This is a genomic window from Clostridium cibarium (genome assembly GCF_014836335.1).
GTDB classification, from domain to species: Bacteria; Bacillota; Clostridia; order Clostridiales; family Clostridiaceae; genus Clostridium; species Clostridium cibarium.
The window spans coordinates 270,940-295,384 of sequence record NZ_JACSRA010000001.1; the positions used below are offsets into that span (position 1 = coordinate 270,940).

The window sequence follows — 24,445 nt, forward strand, 5'->3', positions numbered from 1 at the left end:
ATTAATTTCATTAATATTCTATAATAGTAAATTAAATGATTTAATTCTATTTTTATGTCACTAAATCCCCATAAAATTACATATTAATTAAATCGTTTGTAATATCATTCCAAAATATGCATCTTCTTTTTCATTAACTTTAACCTATTTATAAAATCATTTATTTCATGGTTATATAAAAAAAATATTTACTTAAGTAAAATTGTGTAAAATGTAATAATTTTAACGCCTTGTTGATATTTTAGTATATTATGTAATAAAATAGAACTCGAAAGGGGTTGATGCAAATGGTAAAAAATAAAATTACATTACTGTTATCAGGTATATATATAGCAGGTTCTATTTCTACTCCTACTTTTGCGTATAGCAAATTGGAAGAAAACTTTACAAACTTACAAAAAAAAGACTCTGCTTATAATGGACTTATGTTTAAAAATGATCTAAATCAGTCACCTTATTCATTCAAAAACTCAAATATACCTAATAACGACATACAAAATACTGCAAAAACAAAAGATTCTGTGAATTGCTCTGCAAATAGCAATACTAGTTCACTACCAAATACTAATATTCAATCGTCACCAAACACCTCATCTATAAGTAATTATCCTAACTCATCAAGTACTAATCCTATTAATGATACTATAGTTAAATCAGCTGAATCTAATTCTACTGAAACCAATTCAGCTAACCAACTTACCTCTTCAAAGAGTGGAGATTTATCAAAACCTGTTGAATCAAATGTAAAACAAACTAACTCAATTGAAAAAAAAAGTTCTTACAATTCAACTAATTCTTTTTCAAAAACTGAAGTAAATTCAGTAGATAACAAATCAGTTTCCAACAACTTAAATTCATCAAACATAGAAAAATCTAATAGCTATACATCTAAATCAATGAATTCTTCTAATAATATTGTTGCTGATAATAGCAACATTAAAAACGGATGGATTACTAATTATGGTAAAAAATACTATTACATTAATGATGTTATGCAAACTGGTTTTCAAACTATTAATAAAAAAACATATTATTTTAATTCTGATGGAATTATGCAAACTGGTTGGATTACTTATAATGAGGATAAATATTATTGCGATGCTTCTGGTATTATGCAAATGGGCTTATCTAATATCAACGGTAATTATTATGGTTTTAGTACTGAAGGTAAATTACTAACTGGGCTCCATTCTATTGATGGTAATAATTATTATTTTAATTCTGATGGAATTATGCAAACTGGCTTTATTACCTATAATAACAATAAATATTATTTTAATACTTCTGGTATCATGCAAACTGGGCTAGTTTCTATTAGTGGTTACTACTATGGATTTGGTACTAATGGTAAATTACTAACTGGACTTAATTCTATTAATGGTAATAATTATTATTTTAATTCTGATGGAATTATGCAAACTGGTTGGATTACCTATAATAGCAGTAAATATTATTTTAATGCTTCTGGTGTTATGCAAACTGGACTAGTTTCTATTAGTGGTTACTACTATGGATTTGGTACTGACGGTAAATTATTAACTGGACTTCAATCTGTTAATAACACTACTTATTATTTTAATGGTGATGGTATTAGACAAACTGGTTGGATTACTATTAATGACAAGGATTACTTCTTTGATAGCAATGGTGTTATGACTCAGAATTGGACTGTTAATGATAATAAATATTCCTTCTATATAAATGGTGTTAAACAAACTGGCCTTTTACTAATTAACAATAAATACTACTATTTTGACATTAATGGTGTTATGCAGACTGGACTACAGACAGTTGATGGAAAGTCATACTATTTTGATACTAATGGGATTCGTCAATCTGGATTTGTTACATACAATAACAATAAATATTATTTTGATGCTTCTGGCATTATGCAAACTGGTTTGGTTAATATCAGTGGTTATTATTACGACTTTGACCTTGATGGTAAATTACTAACTGGCCTCCAAACAATTAATGGCAAAACATATTATTTTGACTCTAATGGAATTCGCCAAACTGGTTGGGTTACTATTAATGGAGATAAATATTATTTTAATTCAGATGGTACCATGCAAACAGGATTGCTTCCCATGCAATACTATAGATATGGTTACTGGTATAACTCCTATTATGGATTTGGCCTTGATGGTAAATTACTAACCGGTCTTCAATCTATTAATGGAAATACTTATTATTTTGATAATGAAGGTATTAGACAAACTGGCTGGATCACTATTACTGGAAGAGATTATTATTTTGATTTCAATGGTATCATGACTCAAAGCTGGATACTTAATAACGGTAAATATTCCTTTAATATAAATGGTATTAAACAAACTGCCCTTATATCCATAAACGGTAAATACTACTACTTCGACAATAACGGCATTATGCAAACTGGATTCCAAACAATTGATGGAAAAACTTACTACTTTGATAATAACGGAGTTCGCCAAACTGGTTGGGTTACTATTAATGGTAAAGATTATTACTTTGATGGCAATGGTGTCATGTGTTATTATTGGGTTTTTAACAAAAATAAATATTACTATTACGTAAATGGCAGTATGCAAACTGGTGCTATATCAATAAATAACCATTACTATGGATTTGACGATAATGGAATTATGCTTACTGGTTGGCAATTCATTAATAACCGTACCTATTACTTTGATGATAATGGTTTAGCTAAAACTGGGTTAATTACCTATGGAGGTAAGACTTATTACTTTAATCCTTCTTATGGATATATGGAAAGAGGATTTATAAACATAAATGACCAATATTATTACTTTAATAATAATGGAATTATGCTTACTGGTTGGATTAATGTTGGATCTCAACGTTATTACCTTAATGAATCTGGTATTAGATTAACTGGTTTCCAAACTATTGATGGTAATAAATATTACTTTGACTACAATGGTATAATGTGTACCAATACAGTTACAGTCAGTGGTAAAACCTATGGTTTTAATAAAGATGGTATTATGTTAACTGGATGGCAAGCCATTGTTTACGACTCAGGATATTCATACTGCAATACTTATTATTTTAATCCTGACGGTACAGCTCAAAAAGGGTTCTTTACTTATTTAGGGAAGACATACTATTTTGATCAAAACTATGGAAATATGTTATATGGCTATCAGTATATTGGAAACAAATATTATTATTTCAGTAATAATGGTGTTATGCAAACTGGATGGATTAATATCGGTTCTTATCGTTACTATTTAACAGAGTCAGGTGCTGCAGCTACTGAATGGCAAACTATTGATGGCACAAAATACTATTTTAATTCTTCTGGCACTATGCAAACTGGCCTAGTTAATATAAATTATGACTATTACGGATTTGATAATAACGGTCATATCCTTACTGGATTACATATGATAAACGGCTATAAATATTATTTTGATTCTACTGGTAAATCACAAATAGGATTTGTCACTTATCTCGGCAATACTTATTATTTTAATAGAATTATGCAAACTGGGTTTATATATGTTGACAATAATTATTATTATTTTGGTAATGATGGTTCTATGCAAACTGGTTGGATTAATGTCAATTCCTCACGTTATTATCTTAATTCAACTGGTATTAGATTAACTGGTTTTCAAACTATTGATGGTAATAGGTATTACTTTAATTCTAATGGTGAAATGTGTACTACTGTAGTTACCGTAAATGGAAACACCTATGGTTTTAATAAAGATGGTATTATGCTTACTGGATGGCAAACCATTGCTTACGACCCAGGATATTCATACTGTAATACTTATTATTTTAATTCTGATGGTAAAGCTCAAAAAGGATTTTTTACTTATTTAGGTAAGACTTATTATTTTGATCAAAACTATGGCAATATGTTATATGGTTATCAATATATTGGAAATAAATATTATTATTTCGGCACCGATGGTGCTATGCAAACTGGCTGGGTCACTAATGGATCTACAAAATACTACCTTGATGTATATGGTGTAGCAGTAACTGGTTTCCAAACAATCAATGGCAATAGATATTACTTTGATGCTAGCGGTACTCTGCAATCTAACCGTGTGCTTTCTATTAATAATACTTATTATGGCTTTAATAACATGGGCATTATGGTTACTGGTCTTCAATATTTTAATGGACATATGTATTATTTTAATTCTAATGGTTCAGCAAAAACAGATTTTGTAACTTACCAAGGAAAAACTTATTACTTCAATCCTTATTCATATAGTGGTTTTCAAACTATTAATAATAATTCTTATTATTTTGGCTATGATGGTGCTATGCAAACTGGTTGGGTTAGCTACTATTATTATGGTTCTTACCGTTCTTATTTTAATGAATCAGGTATAAAACTAAATGGATGGCAAACAATTGAAGGTAATAAATATTATTTTGATTATTATGGTGTAAAAACTGGTGTACAAAATATTAATGGACATTACTATGGATTTAACAATTCTGGTGTAATGCTAACAGGTTGGCAACGTATTAATGGAAATACTTATTATTTTAATTCTGATGGTATTGCTAATACTGGATTTATAACTTATTTAGGAAAAACATATTACTTCGATACTTATGGTTGCATGCAAATAGGATCATTGAATATAAACGGAACTAACTACTATTTCTATACTAATGGAATCATGAAAACTGCTAGTGATAGTCCTAATACATTAGCAACTGGGTGGATTAGAGATAGTTCTTACCACTATTACGTAAACTCAGCTGGCACTAAATTAACTGGATTACAAAATATAGATGGTAAAAGATATTACTTCAACACTAATGGCATAATGTTAACCGGTGTGCAAACTATTAATGGTAATCGCTATGGTTTTGATATTAACGGTATTATGCTTTATGGTTTTCAAACTATTAATGGAAGTACTTATTACTTCAACACTAATGGAGTTGCTCAAACTGGCTGGCTTACACTATCAAACAATAAATATTACTTTGATCCTTATTATGCCACAATGCAAACTGGGCAAATAAACATTACTAATAATTATTATTACTTTAACATTAAAGGCGTTATGCAAACTGGATGGATTACTAATAATTGTGGTTCTAATATTTACTATTCAAATCCGTATGGTGTATTGTTAACAGGATTTCAAACAATAGATGGTAAAAGATATTATTTTGATTCTAATTGTAATATGCTAAAAGATATGCAAAATATTAATGGTAACTGTTATGGATTTGATAATAATGGTGTTATGCTTTATGGCCTTCAAACTATTGGATCATATACCTATTATTTTAATTCTAGTGGTATCGCTCAAAGTGGTTTGCTTACAATATCAGGTAAAAGATATTACTTTAATACTTATTACTATTCTCATGATAAACTAACTGGAGTCATAAATATTAATAATAATTATTATATATTTGGTAATGATGGTATTTCACTAACTGGATGGATTAAATGGGATAATTTTATGTACTATGCCAACTCTTCTGGAATATGTCTAACTGGTTTGCAAGTTATTGACGGAAAGAAATACTACTTTAATTCTTATGGTCGTATGCTAATTGGTATTGTGTCTATAAATAATATTTATTATGGATTTGATAATGATGGTTCAATGTTATACGGTTGGCATACAATTAATGGTAATACTTATTATTTCAACACAGATGGCACTATAAAAACAGGATGGATAAACTACTTAGGCAAGCTTTGTTACTTAAATAAAGATTATGGATATTTAGAAAGAGGATTTATTACTATAGACAAAAATGTCTATTATTTTGGCAATGATTATTCTATGAAAACTGGCTGGCTTACTCTAGGTAACTCAACTTATTATCTTAATGAATCTGGTATAAGGTTAACTGGTTTCCAAGTAATAGATAAAAACAAATACTATTTCAATTCTGATGGAGTCATGCTAACCGATGCACAAAATATTAATGGAACTTATTATGGATTTAGTAAAGACGGGGTTATGCTTACTGGATGGCAAATTATAAATGATAGTACTTATTATTTCAATTCTGATGGCACTGCTAAAACTGGTTTGAATACTTACCTCGGAAAAACTTATTACTTCTATCCTTATTATGCTTATATGCAAACCGGTTTTATTAACATTAACGGCACTACTTACTACTTTGACGAAGACGGATCACTAAAGACTGGTTGGATTAAATATAATTCATATCAATACTATCTTGATTCAAATGGAATTAGACAAACTGGTCTTCAAACTATTAATGGTAAGAAGTATTACTTTAATTCTAATGGCATTATGGCAAATGGCATTGTTTCTATAAATAATACTTATTATGGATTTGATAATGATGGAAGCATGCTATATGGTTGGCATACTATAAATGGATTAAACTACTATTTCAATTCTGATGGTATTGCTAAAACTGGATGGATACCTTATTCAGGGAAGATGTATTATTCAGATCCTTCCTATGGATATATGAGTATTGGCTTTACAACTATCAATAATAATACCTATTATTTCGATAATAACGGGGTTATGGAAACTGGTTGGATTACTGTTGATTCCTACAAATATTACTTGAATTCATCTGGAATTAGACAAACTGGATTTATGACTATTAATGGTAAAACCTATTACTTCAATCCTAATAGTAATGGTATTATGCAAACTAGTACAACTTCAATTAATGGTAGTTACTATGGATTTGATGATAATGGTGTCATGCTTTCTGGTTTACAAAGACTAGACGGAAATATTTATTTCTTTAATAGTACTGGTACTGCTAAAATTGGTTGGAACATAATAGGCTCCGATAAGTATTATTTTAATTATTATGGTTATGCACTTATAGGTACACAATCTATAGATGGACATTATTATTACTTTAATGATAATGGTATTATGCAAACTGGTATAGTTAAAGTAGGTAATACTGTCTATGGTCTTGGTAGTGATGGTATCGCCCTTACTGATTTACAAACTATAGGTGGACATACTTATTACTTTAATTATTATGGTTGTGCTAATACTGGTTGGATTACAATTAATTCAAACAGATATTATTTTAACTCTGATGGTTTTATGCAAACTGGAGTTCAAAATATTGGTGGTTATATTTATGGATTTAATAGTGCGGGAATATTACTTACTGGTTTACAAACTATAGATGGACATACTTATAACTTTAATGCTAGCGGTTATGCTAACACAGGATGGATCGTAATTTCTAATAAAACTTATTATTTCAGCCCTACTTTAGGATATAAATTAACTGGTTTTATTACCGTTGACAATAAGAACTACTATCTAGATGCTGACGGTGCTTTGCAAACTGGATGGATTACAGTAAATTCAAACAAATACTATCTAAATTCAAGTGGTATAAGACAAACTGGTTTCTTAACTTTAGATAATAAAAAGTACTACTTCGATGATAGCGGTATTATGCAAACTGGTTGGCAAACTATTAATAACAATACCTATTATTTCGATAATGATGGTGTTATGCAAACTGGTTGGGCTAATATTAACTATAATAAATACTATTTTGATTCTACTGGAGTTAGACTTAGCGGTTTCCAAACAATTGGTGGTAAAAAATACTACCTTAACACTAATGGAATTATGGCTACTGGTACTATTTCCATAAATAATAAGTTATATGGATTCGATAGTTATGGAGTTATGCTTACTGGATTACAAAATATAAATGGATATACTTATAACTTTAATTCAGACGGAACTGCTATTACTGGATGGATTAAACTTTCTGATAAAACTTATTATTTTAGCCCTTCCCTAGGATATAAATTAATTGGTTTCCAAACTATAAGTGACAAAACTTATTACTTGGATAATGACGGTGCTCTTCAAAGTGGTTGGATTAGCCTTGGTTATAATAAATATTATCTTGACTTAGAAGGCGTAGTAGAAACTGGTTGGCTAACTCTAAATAATAAGAAATATTACTTTAATTCTAATGGTGCTATGCAAACTGGTATTGTATCAATAGGTGATAATAACTATGCTTTTGATACCGATGGTGTCATGCTTACCGGAATGCAAATTATAAATAATCAAACATATTATTTTAATTCTGATGGCGTTATGTTTACTGGATGGCTTAAAGATGATAATTCTTATGAACACTATTTTGACAATAATGGCATAATGCTTATTGGCTTACAAAATATAAATGGTAATATATATTACTTTGATTCTAAAGGTGTTATGCAAACTGGCTTTGTCACTTATAATAATAGTAAATACTATTTTAACGAATATGGTATTATGGCTACTGGATGGCAAATCTTAAATGGTCATAAATACTTCTTTAATGAAAATGGCACTATGCAAACTGGGATTACTACTATAAATGATTCAGTTTATGGATTTGATTTAAGCGGCGTTATGCTTACTGGATGGCAGACTATAGACTCTAAAACTTACTACTTTAACTCTACTGGTATTGCTAAAAACGGCTGGCTTAACTATCGTGGTAAAACATATTATTTCGATCCACAATATTCTTATATGATAACTGGATTTAAAACTATTACTGGCAAAACATATTACTTCAATGAAAATGGTATTATGCAAACTGGTGTTATATCTATTAATGGAACTTTTTATGGATTTAATTCTCTAGGTTTCTTACTAACAGGATGGCAAACTATTAATTCTAATACTTATTATTTTAATCCTGATGGCTCTGCTCCTAAGGGACTTCAATCAATTAATGGATATCTTTATTACTTCCATCCTGATAATGGATATGTTGCGAAAAATACTAATATAACTATAGATAATGTTAGCTATGTAATAGATGAAAATGGTATTGTTAATAAAACTAAAAATATTTAAATTTAACAATTAACTTTTTTCTTAAACATTCCTAAACTAAAAGAAAGACCTGCAATTAATTTGCAGGTCTCTTTTTGTCATAAAATAGTATTTTAATTATTATATTGATATTTTAGCTCATTATGTAATAAAATAGAAATTGAAAGGAGTTGGCATAAATGTTAAAAAATAAATTCACATTGATAATGTCAAGCATATATATAGCTGGATCTATCTCTACGCCTAATTTTGAATATGGAAAATTAGTAAAATCTCTTTCAAATGTAGAAAAAAATAATTCGTCATATAGCGATTTTTTGTCATTAAATAATCATAACTTATTTAATGAACTTACAAAGAGTTCAAATGCAGACGATAACACAGCCACGAATACTATAGCTTCAAAAGATGTTAATAATGGAAATTCAACTTTGCAACCAAGTAATGTTATGAAATCTAATAATACAGATTTTTCTGAAGAGCCTAATCTGAATTCTGTAGAAAATAACTCTCCTAGCTTAGATAATTCTTCAAATAAAGAAGATGTCTCTACTAAAGTTGCCTCAAGCTCTGCTTCTAATTCCTCATCTAATCAATTTAGTCCAGCTAGTAATGAAAACGTTTCAGAAAAAATTGATTCCAAATCTACTTCTGATGCTAAATCTAACCTAGTTAATGCCCCAAATAATGAGGATTCTAAAGAATTAATTAGTTCGTCTTCTGGAACTAATACTCAAGAAATTCAAAAAAGCAGCAAGTCACAAAATAATTATTCAGAAACTTCTACTAGAACTAATGCCATTTCAGGAAATATAAGTAATTCCATGTCAAGTAACATAAATACTAATGATGATACTACAAAAAAAACAGGTTGGGATATTGTTAATGGTAAACACTATTACTATGTTAATGGTGTTATGCAAACGGGATTTAAATCAATAAATAAAAGCACCTATTATTTTAACGCTGATGGCGTTATGCAAACGGGATTTATTGATTTTGAAAATAATAAATATTATTTCAATTCCAATGGTGTTATGCAAACCGGATTAGTTAACATCAATAATACTTTTTATGGATTTAGTGATGATGGTAAATTATTAACTGGACTTCAAACTATTGATGGAAGCACATATTTCTTTAATACTTCTGGTATTAGACAAGTCGGTTTTGTTACATACAATAATGACAAATATTATTTTAATTCTAATGGTATTATGCAAACCGGATTAGTTAATATTAATAATACTTTTTATGGGTTCGGTGCTAATGGTAAATTGCTAACTGGCCTTCAAAACATTAATGGCAACACATATTTTTTTAATGCTTCTGGTATTAGGCAAGTTGGCTTTGTTACATACAATAATGACAAATACTATTTTAATTCTAATGGTGTTATGCAAACTGGATTAGTTAATATTAATAATACTTTTTATGGGTTCGGTGCCGATGGTAAGTTATTAACTGGTCTTCAAAACATCAATGGTAATACTTATTTCTTTAATACTTCTGGCATTAGGCAAACTGGATGGATAACTATTAATGGAAAAGATTATTTCTTTAATACTTCTGGAATAATGACTGAGAATTGGGTTATCAATGATAATAAGTGTTCTTTCTATATAGATGGTGTTATGCAAACTGGGCTTTTATCTATTAATAATAAGTATTATTATTTTGATACCAATGGTATTATGCAAACTGGTATTCAAAATGTTAACGGTAAAACTTATTACTTCAATGATAATGGAATTAGACAAAATGGGTGGATCACCTATAATAACGACAAATATTACTTTGATTCTAATTATAATATTCAAAACGGATTAGTTATTATTGGTAGTTACTACTACGGATTTAATTCTGATGGAAAATTATTAACTGGTCTTCAAACTATTAATGGTAAAACTTATTTCTTTAATACTTCTGGTATTAGACAAAACGGTTGGATTAATATTAATGGAAAAGATTACTTCTTCGATAATAATGGCGTTGCTACTCAAAATTGGGTGATTAATGATAATAAATACTATTACTATATAAATAGTGTTATGCAAACTGGCTTTATATACATAAATGGCAAATACTATTATTTTGATTCTAACGGTGTTATGCAAACCGGATTGCAAACCATTAATGGAAATACATATCTTTTTGATAGTAATGGAGTTAGACAAACTGGCTGGATTACTATTGATGGTAAAGACTATTACTTCGAGAGTAATGGTTTGATGACTAGGTATTGGATTACTAAAGATAATAAATATTATTACTATGTAATTAATAGTATGCAAACTGGCTGTATATCGATAAATGGGAAATATTACGGATTTGATGACAACGGAATTATGCTTACTGGATGGCAAGTTATTAATAATAACACTTACTATTTTAACGATAATGGTATTGCTCAAACCAGATTTATTAATCACCTAGGAAAAACCTACTATTTTAATCCTTCTAATGCAGTTATGTTAACTGGATTTGTATATGATAACTATCAATATTATTACTTTAATAACAATGGAGAAATGCAAACTGGTTGGATAAATCTAGGATCTTATCGTTACTACCTTAATGAATCAGGTATTAGAGTCACTGGCTTGCAAACTATTGACGGTAATACCTATTTCTTTAATTCTAATGGTACTATGTGTACTAGTTTAGTTACTATTAACAATAAAACTTATGGTTTTAATAAAGATGGTATTATGCTTACTGGATGGCAAAATATTAATAACAACCTTTATTACTTTACTTCTGATGGTACAGCCCAGACTGGACTATTTACTTATTTGAATAAGACTTATTATTTTCATCCTACCGCTGGGAATATGTTATATGGCTTTCAATATATTAATAATAAATATTACTACTTTGGCTATGATGGTACTATGCAGACTGGTTGGATAAAATATGGTTCAACATATTATTATCTTGATGCCTCTGGAATTCGACTAACTGGTTGGCAAACTATTAATGGCATTAAATATTATTTTGATGCTAATGGTGCAATGCAAAATAATTGTGCAATTTCAATTAATAATACTTATTACGGATTTGATAATGCCGGTCATCTAGTTTCTGGTTTTCAAGTTTTTGGCACAAATATGTATTATTTTAATCCCGATGGTTCAGCTAAAACAGGGTTTGTAACTTACTTAGGTAAAACATATTATTTTCATCCATCAAATGCTTGTGCTCAATACGGATTTCAGAATATTAATAGTAATATTTATTATTTTGATACTGATGGAGTTATGCTTACTGGTTGGATAAATGTAGGTTCTAATCGATACTATCTTAATGAATCTGGAATTAGATTAACTGGTTGGCAAACTATTGATGACAATAAATACTATTTTGATGGTAACGGTACTATGTCTACTATTACAGCAAATGTTAACGGTAAAATCTTTGGCTTTAGTAAAAACGGTATTATGCTTACTGGTTGGCAAAACATTAATAATAATATTTATTATTTTACTTCTGACGGTTCAGCCCAAACTGGACTATTTACTTATTTGAATAAGACTTATTATTTCCACCCTACCTCTGGGAATATGTTATATGGCTTTCAATATATTAATAATAAATATTACTACTTTGGCTATGATGGTACTATGCAGACTGGTTGGATAAAATATGGTTCAACATATTATTATCTTGATTCCTCTGGAGTTCGACTAACTGGTTGGCAAACTATTAACGGCACTAAATATTATTTTGATGCTAATGGTGCAATGCAAAATAATTGTGTAATTTCAATTAATAATACTTATTATGGATTTGATAATGCCGGTCATTTGGTTTCTGGTTTTCAAGTTTTTGGCACAAATATGTATTATTTTAATCCCGATGGTTCAGCTAAAACAGGTCTTGTGACTTACTTAAATAAAACTTATTACTTTAGCCCTTCAAATGCTTGTGCGCAATATGGTTTCCAAAACATATCCAATAATGTTTACTATTTGGGAATTGATGGTATTATGCAAACTGGTTGGCTAAATATAAGTTCTACTCGATACTATCTTAATGAATCTGGAATTAGATTAACTGGTTGGCAAACCATTGATGGGGATAAATACTATTTTGACTATAATGGAATCATGCTCACTGGTGTGCGTAATATAAATGGTAAATACTATGGCTTTAGCAGTAATGGCATAATGTTAACAGGATGGCAATATATCGATGGAAATACTTATTATATTAATTCTGACGGTGTTGCTAATACCGGATTTATAACTTATCTAGGACAGACATATTACTTTAATCCATCTAATGCATGTATGCAATTAGGATCAATGATATTAAATGGAACTAGCTATTTCTTCTATCCTAACGGTATTATGAAAACTGCTAGTGATAGTACTTCTAAATTAGTCACTGGTTGGATTAAAGAAGGTTCATATAGATATTATGTAAATTCAACTGGAACTAGATTAACTGGATTACAAACTATCGATGGCAACAAATATTACTTTAACACTAACGGAATTATGTTAACTGGTGTACAGAATATTGCTGGTAAATACTATGGATTTAATAATAATGGTGCTATGCTCTTTGGTCTCCAAACTATTTATGGCAATACTTATTACTTTGACTCTAACGGTATTGCTCAAACTGGATTTATTACATTATCAGGTAAGACATATTACTTTAATCCATATAACGCTGTAATGCTAACTGGGGTACAAACTATCAATAACAATATCTACCATTTCAATACAGATGGTATTATGCAAACTGGATGGATTTCAACATATTATGTTACATCATATTATTACTCAAGATATAACTATGGAACAATTTATCATCTTGATAGATACTACCTAAATTCATCTGGTATAGCGCAGAAAGGTTTACAAACAATCGATGGTAAAAATTATTACTTCAATTCAAATGGTGTATTACTTACAGGAGTACAAAACATTAATGGTAAGTATTATGGTTTTGATAATAATGGTGCTATGCTTTTCGGACTTCAAAAAATTAATGGAAATCTTTATTATTTCGATACTAACGGTATTGCTCAAACTGGTTTTATTACATTGTCAGGAGAAAAACATTATTTTGATCCATCTTATGCATACATGCAAGTTGGACTTATAACTATAAATAACAATATTTACTACTTTGATAATAATGGTGTCCTTCAAACTGGATGGGTTACATCAGGTGGTAGCACTTACTATTTTAATGAGTCTGGAATAAAAGTTATTGGTCTTCAAATCATAAATGGAATTAAATATTATTTTAATTCCAATGGGGTTATGCTAACTGGTGTGCAAACCATTAATGGTAAGTATTATGGTTTCGATAATAATGGAGTTATGCTTTTCGGACTTCAATTTATCAATGGAAATACCTATTTCTTTGATGCCAATGGCATTGCTCAAACTGGTTTTGTTACATTATCGGGGAGAACATATTACTTTAACCCATATAATGCTACAATGCAAATGGGTTTACAAAATATTAATAATAATATCTACTATTTTAATGCAAATGGTTTTATTCAAACAGGATGGACTTCAAAATATTATGTCACATCATATTATTACTCAAGATATAACTATGGAACAATCTATCATCTTGATAGGTATTACTTGAATTCATCAGGTATAGCACAGAAAGGTTTCCAAACAATCGATGATAGAAATTATTACTTTGATTCAAATGGTGTATTACTTACAGGAGTACAAAAAATCAATGGTAAGTATTATGGTTTTGATAATAATGGTGCTATGCTTTTTGGTCTCCAAAAAATTAATGGAAATCTTTATTATTTCGATACTGATGGCATTGCTCAAACTGGTTTTATTACATTGTCAGGAGAAAAACATTATTTTGATCCATCATACGCATATATGCAAGTTGGATTTATAACTATTGACAAAAATGTCTATTATTTTGACTCTAATGGTGTCCTTCAAACCGGCTGGATTAAATCAGGTGGAAACACTTACTATTTTAATGAATCTGGTGTAAAACTTACTGGGCTTCAAACCATAAATGGCATTAATTATTATTTTGATACTAATGGTATTATGCTTACTGGTGTACAGAATATTAATGGTAATTTCTATGGATTTAATAATGATGGTACTATGATGTACGGATGGCATTCTATAAATGGATATAACTATTACTTTAATGTTGATGGAAAAGCTAAAACTGGATGGGTTCCTTACTCTGGGAAAATGTACTATTCACATCCTTCATATGGTTATATGATGATAGGCTTTGTAAATATAAATAATAACACTTACTACTTCGATACCAATGGTGTTATGCAAACTGGCTTTATTACTGTTGGTTCTTACAAATATTATCTAAATTTATCTGGTATTAAACAAACTGGTTTCAGAACAATTGATGGTAAGACTTATTATTTTAATCCTAATAATAGTGGGATTATGCAAACTGGTAGCACTCTATTAATTAACGGAAGTTATTATGGATTTGATGATAATGGTATAATGCTTACTGGTTTACAAATGTTAAACGGAAATACTTACTGTTTCAATTCTGATGGTATTGCTAAAACAGGCTGGATTACCATTGACTCTAATAAATACTACTTTAATAGTTATGGTGCTAGAGTATATGGATTACAAAGTATAGATGGGCATATCTACTACTTTAATTCAAATGGTTTAATTCAAACTGGTATAGTTCACATAAACGGATATATTTATGCATTTGATAATAATGGCTTTATGCTTACTGGATTGCAAACTATTGATGGACATACCTATTACTTTAACACTAACGGTATCGCTATTACTGGTTTCACTACAATTAATTCAAATAGATACTATTTTAGTCCAACTTTAGGTTATAAATTAACCGGTTTAGTTAATATAAATAATTACTTTTATTATTTTAATGATGATGGTATTTTACAAACTGGTTTTATCACTATTGATTCAAAAAAATACTATTTCAATCCTTCAGGAATTCGCCAAACTGGATGGCTAGTACTTAATAGTAATAAATACTATTTTGATGCTAACGGTATTATGGCTACTAACATCCAAACTATTAATGGATATATTTATGGATTTGACGTTAATGGTATTATGCTTACTGGCATGCAAACTATTGATGATCATACCTACAATTTTAATGCTGATGGTACTGCTAAAACTGGTTGGACTGTAATTTCTGATAAAACTTATTATTTTAGTCCTACCTTAGGATATAAATTGACTGGTTTTATTACTGTTAATAACAACAGCTATTATCTTGATAATACTGGTGCTCTCCAAACTGGTTGGGTTACTGTTGACTCAAATAGATACTATCTAAATTCTAGCGGTATAAGACAAACTGGTTTCTTAACTTTAGATAATAAAAAATATTATTTTAATGAAAATGGTATTATGCAAACTGGCTTCTTAACCATAAATAATAGTACATATTATTTTGATAATGAAGGAGTTATGCAAACTGGTTGGATTACTGTTAATTATAATAAATATCATCTTGATGCTTCTGGTGCTATGCAAATTGGTTGGTTAACTTTAAATAATAATAAATATTACTTTAATTCTAATGGTGTTATGCTTACTGGAATTACTTCTATAAATAACAATTTCTATGGATTTAATAGTGATGGTATTATGCTTACTGGAATTCAATCAATTAATGGACATACTTATTACTTTAATTCTGATGGAATTGCTAATACTGGTTTAATTGCACTTTCAGACAAAACTTACTATTTTAGTCCTTCTTTAGGATATAAATTAACTGGCTTCCAAACTATAAATGATAAGACTTACTATTTTGATAGCGACGGAGCTATGCAAACTGGTTGGATTACTGTTGGCTACAATAAATATTATCTTGATACCTCTGGTGCTATGCAAACTGGTTGGTTAACTTTGGCTAACAATAAATATTATTTCAATTCTAATGGAAGTATGGCTACTGGCGCTATTTCCATAAACAATAATTTCTATGGATTTGGTAGCGATGGTATTATGCTTACTGGAATTCAGTCAATTAATGGACATACTTATTACTTTAATTCTGATGGAGTTGCTAATACCAGCTTAATTACACTTTTAGATAAAACTTATTATTTTAGTCCTTCTTTAGGATATAAATTAACTGGCTTCCAAACTATAAATGATAAAACTTATTATTTTGATAGTGATGGTGTTATGCAAACCGGTTGGATTACTGTTAGTTACAATAAATATTATCTTGATGCTTCTGGTGCTATGCAAACTGGTTGGTTAACTTTAAATAATAATAAGTATTACTTAAATTCTAATGGTGCCATGCTTACTGGGATCGTCTATATAGATAATAAATATTATGGATTTAATTCAGATGGTATTATGCTTACTGGAATTCAGTCAATAAATAATAATACTTACTATTTTAACGAAAACGGTACTATGTTTACCGGTTGGTTTAAAGATGAGAATTTTAGCCAACATTACTTTAATTCAAATGGTATTATGCTTACTGGCTGGCAAAATTTAAATAATAATAAATATTATTTTAGTTCTGATGGTGCTATGCAAACAGGATTTATAACTTACAATGCTAGTAAGTACTTTCTTAATACTGATGGCATTATGCAAACTGGTTGGCAAACTATCGATAATCACAGATATTACTTTGCTCAAACTGGTATCATGCAAACCGGAGTTATTACTATTAATGGATCAAATTATGGATTTAGTGATGCTGGTATCATGCTTACTGGTTGGCAAACTATAAACTCTAAGATTTATTGTTTCAATTCAACTGGAATTGCTAAAACTGGCTGGCTTAACTATCGTGGTAAAACATATTATTTTGATCCACAATATGCTTATATGGTAACTGGATTTAGAAATATTACCGGTAAAACATACTACTTCAATGAAACTGGTATTATGCAAACTGGCGTTATATCAATTAATGGAACCTTTTATGGATTTAATTCTTTAGGTTTTTTACTAACAGGATGGCAAAGTATTAATTCTAATATCTATTATTTTAACCCTGATGGCTCTGCCCCTAAAGGACTTCAATCAATCAATGGATATCTTTATTACTTCTATCCTGATAAGGGATATGCTGCAAGGAATACCACTATCACTATAGATAATGTTAATTATGTAATAGATGAAAATGGTATTGCTAGTAAAAATTTAGTTCTTTAGATTTTACAAAGCAAGCTGAATTTTACGAAAAAATATTTTTGATAAAGAACCATATAAATCAAAAGATTTATATGGTTCTTTTTAAGTATATCTACTGCTTTTGTATATAATTATATTTTTTTCACTTTTTATCATTATTTGACATACTTCTTTTGTCGTTGTATTCTTAAAATATATAATTTATTTATTATATATTTTATAAAATTTAACTTAACAGGGGGTAAAACAATGAAAAAACACAAAAGTTTATTAACATTATTAATTGCAACTATTTCAACGATAGGGCTTATATCTGTAACACCAACTGCAGCAAGCGCTGCATACTCATTCGATGTCATTTCTGACACTCATATAGGACCTGATGATGATCCTTCACCTAATGGTGCTTTTCATCCTAATGCAAATCTAAACACTACCTTTGAATCTATAAAAAATAACATAAAAAACGGAAAATATAAAAATGAACAATGTATTGTTATAAATGGTGATGTTGTCGATAACTCTCAACAATCATCATATAATAAATTATATAATATAGTAAATCAACAAAAGGATGGTCTTCCATACATATATTTTAATATTGGTAATCATGAATATGATGCTAATCCTTATGTTCAACCAAATATTATAGAAGACTTTCATACAGGTCTTAATAGATTTAACAGTAATACAAATAATATTCGAAAACTTCTAAGTGCAAATACAAAGGGTAAAGTAACTGATACTGATCGTGATAATTCATATGATATTCAATATATTAATAATAAAAATGATAGGCTTTTATTCCTAGGTACTGATGAAATACCTACTAATCCTTGCGCTGCTTACCTTAATCCTGATACTCAACTTAATTGGCTACAAGGTAGAATTCAAGATAATACAAACGAGGGTGGAGATTCAAAAAAACCTATGTTTATCTTTTTACACCAACCATTATATCAAACAACTTATGGATCTACTTTTGATGATTGGGGATACCTTTATCCAAATAACACCACCTATGTTAAGCAGTGGTTAACTGGACACCCTGAAATCGTAGTATTTACTGGCCATACTCATGAACAATTTAAAGAAAATGATGAATGGAATAGCGATAATTTCTTTTCTTTAGGGGATAATTCTGCTAGTATATTTAATGTTCCTTCAATTGGAAATGATTCAGGCAAAGGCCCTCAAGGATATCATATTACAGTTTATAGCGACGGCATAGTTGTAACAGGCGTTAGATATACAAATGCCGGTTGTCAAATAGTAAATACACGTACTGTTGATTTCTAGAAATTTAATAATAAAATTTAAAAGAGGATATTATTGAGCACTTTCTCATAATATCCTCTTTATTTATTTCCATAATAAGTTCCTCTACTATTATATGCATTAATTTTTCTTCCATATTTCATAGCTCTAAACGAAACTGCCACATCTTTGTCATAATATACTTCTATAATTAGACTCATAAAGTAGTTAAAGCATTATTTGTTTCTCTTTAAAAATTCATTTTTTAGAATGGCTTATCTCCCCCTTATGTTAAGCCATTCTTTTTTATTTATATTTAATTAAGGCATTATCTTTTTTCATTCTTAAAACTTTCTCATATTCAATTTACTTATTAAATAATTATTAAAAAATTTCCCTTCATAGAAATAGTTTTATTATTTAAAACTATTTACTATAAAGGGATAATATCATTATGAAGAATGCTTTTTCTATTTATTTTATATAACAAACTCCATAGTATTTTCTCTGTATGCTATTCACATGAAATTTTTAATTGCTTACACTACATAAGACCATCGAAAAAGCACATTTGATCACTTTCTGGAAGACCTCTTAAGCAATCGAATCTTCTAAGCAAATCTATAGCAGCATTTCCAATCTTTGAACGTTTCTTTACATCCTCTATTGAATTAAATGTTTTTTCTTTAGCAGCACTTGCTATACTTTCCGCTGCCACATTCCCCATACCTGATATACTATTTAAAGATGGTCTTATGCCTTCCTCCTCAAGTTGGAACTTTGTAGCATGAGATTTATATAAATCAATTGGAAGAAATTTAATTCCTCTCTCATACATCTCAAGAACTATCTCTAAATCATCGTACATATCTTTATCCTTAGGTCCAGCTTCATTACCCATAGCTTGGATTTCCTTCATCTTTTCCTTAACTTTTTCTTTTCCAAAAATCATAAATTCGGCATCAAAAGCCTTTGCTCTAATACTAAAGTATGTTGCATAATAAGCCTTAGGTATATGAACCTTAAACCAAGCTATTCTAAAGGCCATCATTACATAAGCTGCAGCATGGGCTTTAGGGAACATGTATTTTATTTTTTTACAAGATTCTATATACCACTCTGGCACATCATTTTCTCTCATTAATTCTTCATACTCTCCCCATTTAGGTTCCTTTAATGCTTTTCCCTTACGGACAGTTTCCATTATCTTAAAGGCAGTGTTTGGTGGAAGCCCTTTTTTAATTAAATAAACCATAATATCATCTCTTGTACATACTGCATCACTTATGCTGGTAATTACTCCATTATCAATTAAGTCCTTAGCATTTCCAAGCCATACGTCCGTACCATGAGAAAGACCTGATATACATAATAAATCAGAAAAAGTTCTTGGCTTTGTATCTACAAGCATTCCTCTAACAAACTTAGTACCAAACTCCGGAATCCCAAAGGTTCCAACCTGTGAATTTATCTGCTGCGGAGTTACCCCAAGAGCCTCTGTAGAGAAGAATAAGGACATAGTTTCTTTATCATCCATAGGTATCTCATGCGGATCAACTCCAGTTAAGTCTTGAAGCATTCTTATAACTGTTGGATCATCGTGTCCTAGTATATCGAGCTTCAAAAGATTTTGGTCAATTGAGTGATAATCAAAATGGGTTGTTATAATATCTGAATTAGGATCATCTGCTGGATGCTGTACGGGACAAAATTCAAAGATTTCTCTTCCCTTTGGCACAACTATAATCCCCCCTGGATGCTGTCCAGAAGTTCTTTTTATACCAGTACACCCTGTTGAAATTCTTATTGTCTCTGCCTTATTTATTGGAATATTCTTCTCATCATAATATTTTTTAACATACCCAAAAGCTGTCTTTTCAGCTATAGTACCTATGGTTCCAGCCTTAAATGTTGTACCTTTCCCAAATATAACCTCTGTATATCTATGAGCTTTTGCTTGATATTCTCCTGAGAAGTTTAAATCTATATCAGGTTCCTTATCCCCATTAAACCCTAAGAAAGTTTCAAATGGTATATCTATCCCATCCTTATGTAGATTTTCTCCACAAACAGGACATACTTTATCAGGTAAATCGAAACCATTTAATACACCATAATCTTCAAAGTCGGAATACTTACATTTGGCACATCTATAATGTGGTGGAAGTGCATTAACTTCTGTTATACCAGTCATATTGGCAACAAAAGAAGATCCTACAGATCCTCTAGACCCAACCAAGTATCCATCTTCATTTGATTTCCACACCAATTTTTGAGCTATAATATACATTACTGAGAATCCATTTTTTATGATTGAATCAAGTTCTTTATCAAGTCTTGCCTGAACGATTTCTGGTAGTGGATCTCCATAAAGTTCATGTGCCTTTCCATATGCAATATCCTTAATTGTCTGCTCACAACCTTCAATATGTGGCGGACATTTTTCTGGAGATATAGGACTTATTGGCTCACACATATCTGCTATCTTATTAGTGTTTGTAACTACAACCTCATAAGCTTTTTCTCTTCCTAAATAAGAAAATTCTTTAAGCATTTCTTCTGTTGTTCTTAAATATAATGGTGCTTGCTCATCTGCATCTTTAAATCCCTGTCCTGCTTCTAATATACGTCTATATATTTCATCCTCAGGATCTAAGAAGTGAACGTCTCCTGTTGCAACTACTGGCTTATTTAATTTTTCTGCAAGTCCTATTATTTTTTTATTAATCTCTTGTATATATTCTTTATTTGGTACTTGCCCCTGCCTTACTAAATAATCATTATTTCCTAGAGGTTGAACTTCTAAATAATCATAGTACTTTGCAATTTCTTCTATCTGCTCATCAGATCTTCCTAGAAGAATTGATTGAAATAGCTCTCCTTCACTACAAGCACTTCCAAGAATTAAACCTTCTGAATATTTTTCATACATACTCTTTAAAATACGTGGTTTTTTATAAAAATAATCTAAATGAGAGTATGATACAAGCTTGTAAAGATTCTTTAATCCTACATAATCCTTTGCTAAAATTATAGCATGATAAGTCTTAACCTTTTTATAAGATACTTTCTTAGATTCTTCATCAGAAGCATATATATCAATATCTTCTAAAGTCTGCGCTCCTCTTTCCTTTAACTTGTCAATCATTATGTTAAATACCTTAACTGTAGTATCAACATCATCTAAAGCTCTATGAGCTGCCTCAACCTTTATACCAAGATTCTTAGCAATTCTCCCTAATTTATAAGTTTTAAAATCCGGAAAAATTTCCTGTGCTAGTGATAATGTATCCATATAAGTAAAATCAAAATCGTATCCTAAAACCCTTGCATTATGTTTTAGAAAATTAATATCAAATTCAGCATTATGAGCAACTAAAACAGTATCTTTAATAAAATCCAAAAGTTTAGGAAATACCTGTTCTATAGTTTCCGCATCACTTACCATATCATCAGTTATATTAGTAACCTCTATAACCCTTGCAGGAATTGGCTTTTGAGGATTTACAAAACAGCTAAATTTATCTATAACCTTTCCATCCTTGACTTTCATAACACCTATTTCAGTAATTTTTTCTGTTACTGGGGAAAATCCCGTAGTTTCTAAATCTAAAACACAATATGTAGTATCAATACTTTGACCTTTTATATTGGTTGTAGATGGCTTTTTATCAGGTGCTAAATAAGCTTCCACCCCATATATTACTTTCATATCTTTGTTATCTCTTCCAAGTAGCTTGTGTGCTTCAGGAAATGACTGTACAACTCCATGATCTGTTATGGCAATAGACTTCATTCCCCAGCTCATAGCCCTTTTAATCAAATCAGTAGCACTAGACATGGCATCCATCTGACTCATTTGTGTATGCATGTGAAGTTCTACCCTCTTCACCTCTGAATTATCTTGCCTTTTAACTCTCTTAATTCCATCTGTTTCAATTACAATATTTGCAATAAGTTCAACTTCATGAGAGAAATTGCTATACCCTGCATTTCCAGCAAGCTTAACCCCTTTCGCCTTTTTAAGTCTAGATAACACTTCTACTTCTTCACCAGGCTTGCAAAACACCTTACAAGTTAAAGAACTTGATCCATCATATAAATCAAAAGAAATCAATGTTTTTCCACTTCTTAATTCCTTTGCTTCTATATTAGATATTTCTCCTTCTATTACTACTCTTCCTTCGTTTGGTGTAATATGGATTATTTTTACTACAGGATCTTTAATATTTGCACTTCTCCCCAAAATCAAGAATGGATTTCCTTTTTTACTATCTCCTTTACCTTTTGTTTCCTGATTATTTTCTTCAACTTTTTTAGATTGTTCAACAGCTGCATTAATATTTTGTATATTTTTGATCTCATTTTTTATATACTCCATCTCATTTGCACGTTTATCTTCTTCCATCCTTACTATATCTTCAACGCTTACTTTATCAATAAAATTTATATTATAAGTTTTGCCATACATATTTTTTATAACATTATGAATTTTTTTATCATATTCCATAGTTTTGAAAAAATTTGCTATTGGAATTCTAAAATTGAAGTTAATATTACTTCCCTCTACTTCATATTCACTATTATTCACTGCAGCCTTTAATACTGGATGCTTTTTCGCCATATAAAGTACAATGTTTTTCAACTCTTCTTCAATAGGTTTTACAGTTATTCCATCTGAATATTTTACAGTTATTCTAGAATCATTTAATTGAAATTTTTCCTTTATAAATTTACTCAGTTTATCAATTTCTTCTATTTCAATATAATTGCCTGAACTAATTTCCATTTCTAAAATTCTAGTTCTCTTTCGTATAGCTACAGATTCTATAACGGCAGTATTTATGTTTCCATACATTTTATAATCACTAAAAACTTCGCCTACTCTTTTCATACTACTCATTATCCTTCTTTTTTAATTTTTTGTCATATTATTATTATCTATAGAATATATTTCATTTAATTTTATCACAAACACTTCCCATTTTGTATTCTTGAATATAATGAATAATTATTTTTTCGAACATTATGCCTCCACTAAATCATAATTTTAGCAATTTCTAATAATATTTCTATATTATTTAACTTATTATTCCTTATTATCTTACTTAGCTCTATTCCCAACCCTTTGTGCCATGATTTGACATTTTTTTATTATTGTTATATAATTTCAATATTAAGTAAGTGTATTCTAATCACTTATAATAATTAGGG

General features: G+C 29.6%; 4 protein-coding genes. 3 read left to right on the forward strand and 1 reads right to left on the reverse strand.

All coding sequences use genetic code 11. The features are described 5' to 3' along the window. The first annotated feature begins 287 nt into the window (after window positions 1-287). The 3 genes from H9661_RS01220 to H9661_RS01230 all read left to right on the forward strand — a co-directional run bounded on the left by H9661_RS01220 (window position 288) and on the right by H9661_RS01230 (window position 19,273). Entirely contained in the window at window positions 288-8,840 is an 8,553-nt protein-coding gene (locus tag H9661_RS01220) for a hypothetical protein (protein WP_191767495.1), read from the forward strand. Window positions 8,841-8,998: 158 nt separating this feature from the next. Further along, window positions 8,999-17,995: a hypothetical protein gene (locus tag H9661_RS01225; RefSeq protein WP_191767496.1), complete on the forward strand. Its 8,997-nt coding sequence runs from the start codon at window positions 8,999-9,001 to the stop codon at window positions 17,993-17,995. Between the two features lie 228 nt (window positions 17,996-18,223). Further along, on the forward strand, window positions 18,224-19,273 hold the full coding sequence (locus H9661_RS01230) for a metallophosphoesterase family protein (protein WP_143316305.1): 1,050 nt from the start codon (window positions 18,224-18,226) through the stop codon (window positions 19,271-19,273). A 502-nt stretch (window positions 19,274-19,775) separates the two neighbouring features. Here H9661_RS01230 and polC read toward each other — a convergent pair. After that, window positions 19,776-24,125 (reverse strand): DNA polymerase III subunit alpha, encoded by a 4,350-nt coding sequence (gene polC / locus H9661_RS01235; RefSeq protein WP_191767497.1) that lies wholly within the window; start codon window positions 24,123-24,125, stop codon window positions 19,776-19,778. Window positions 24,126-24,445: the final 320 nt, after the last annotated feature.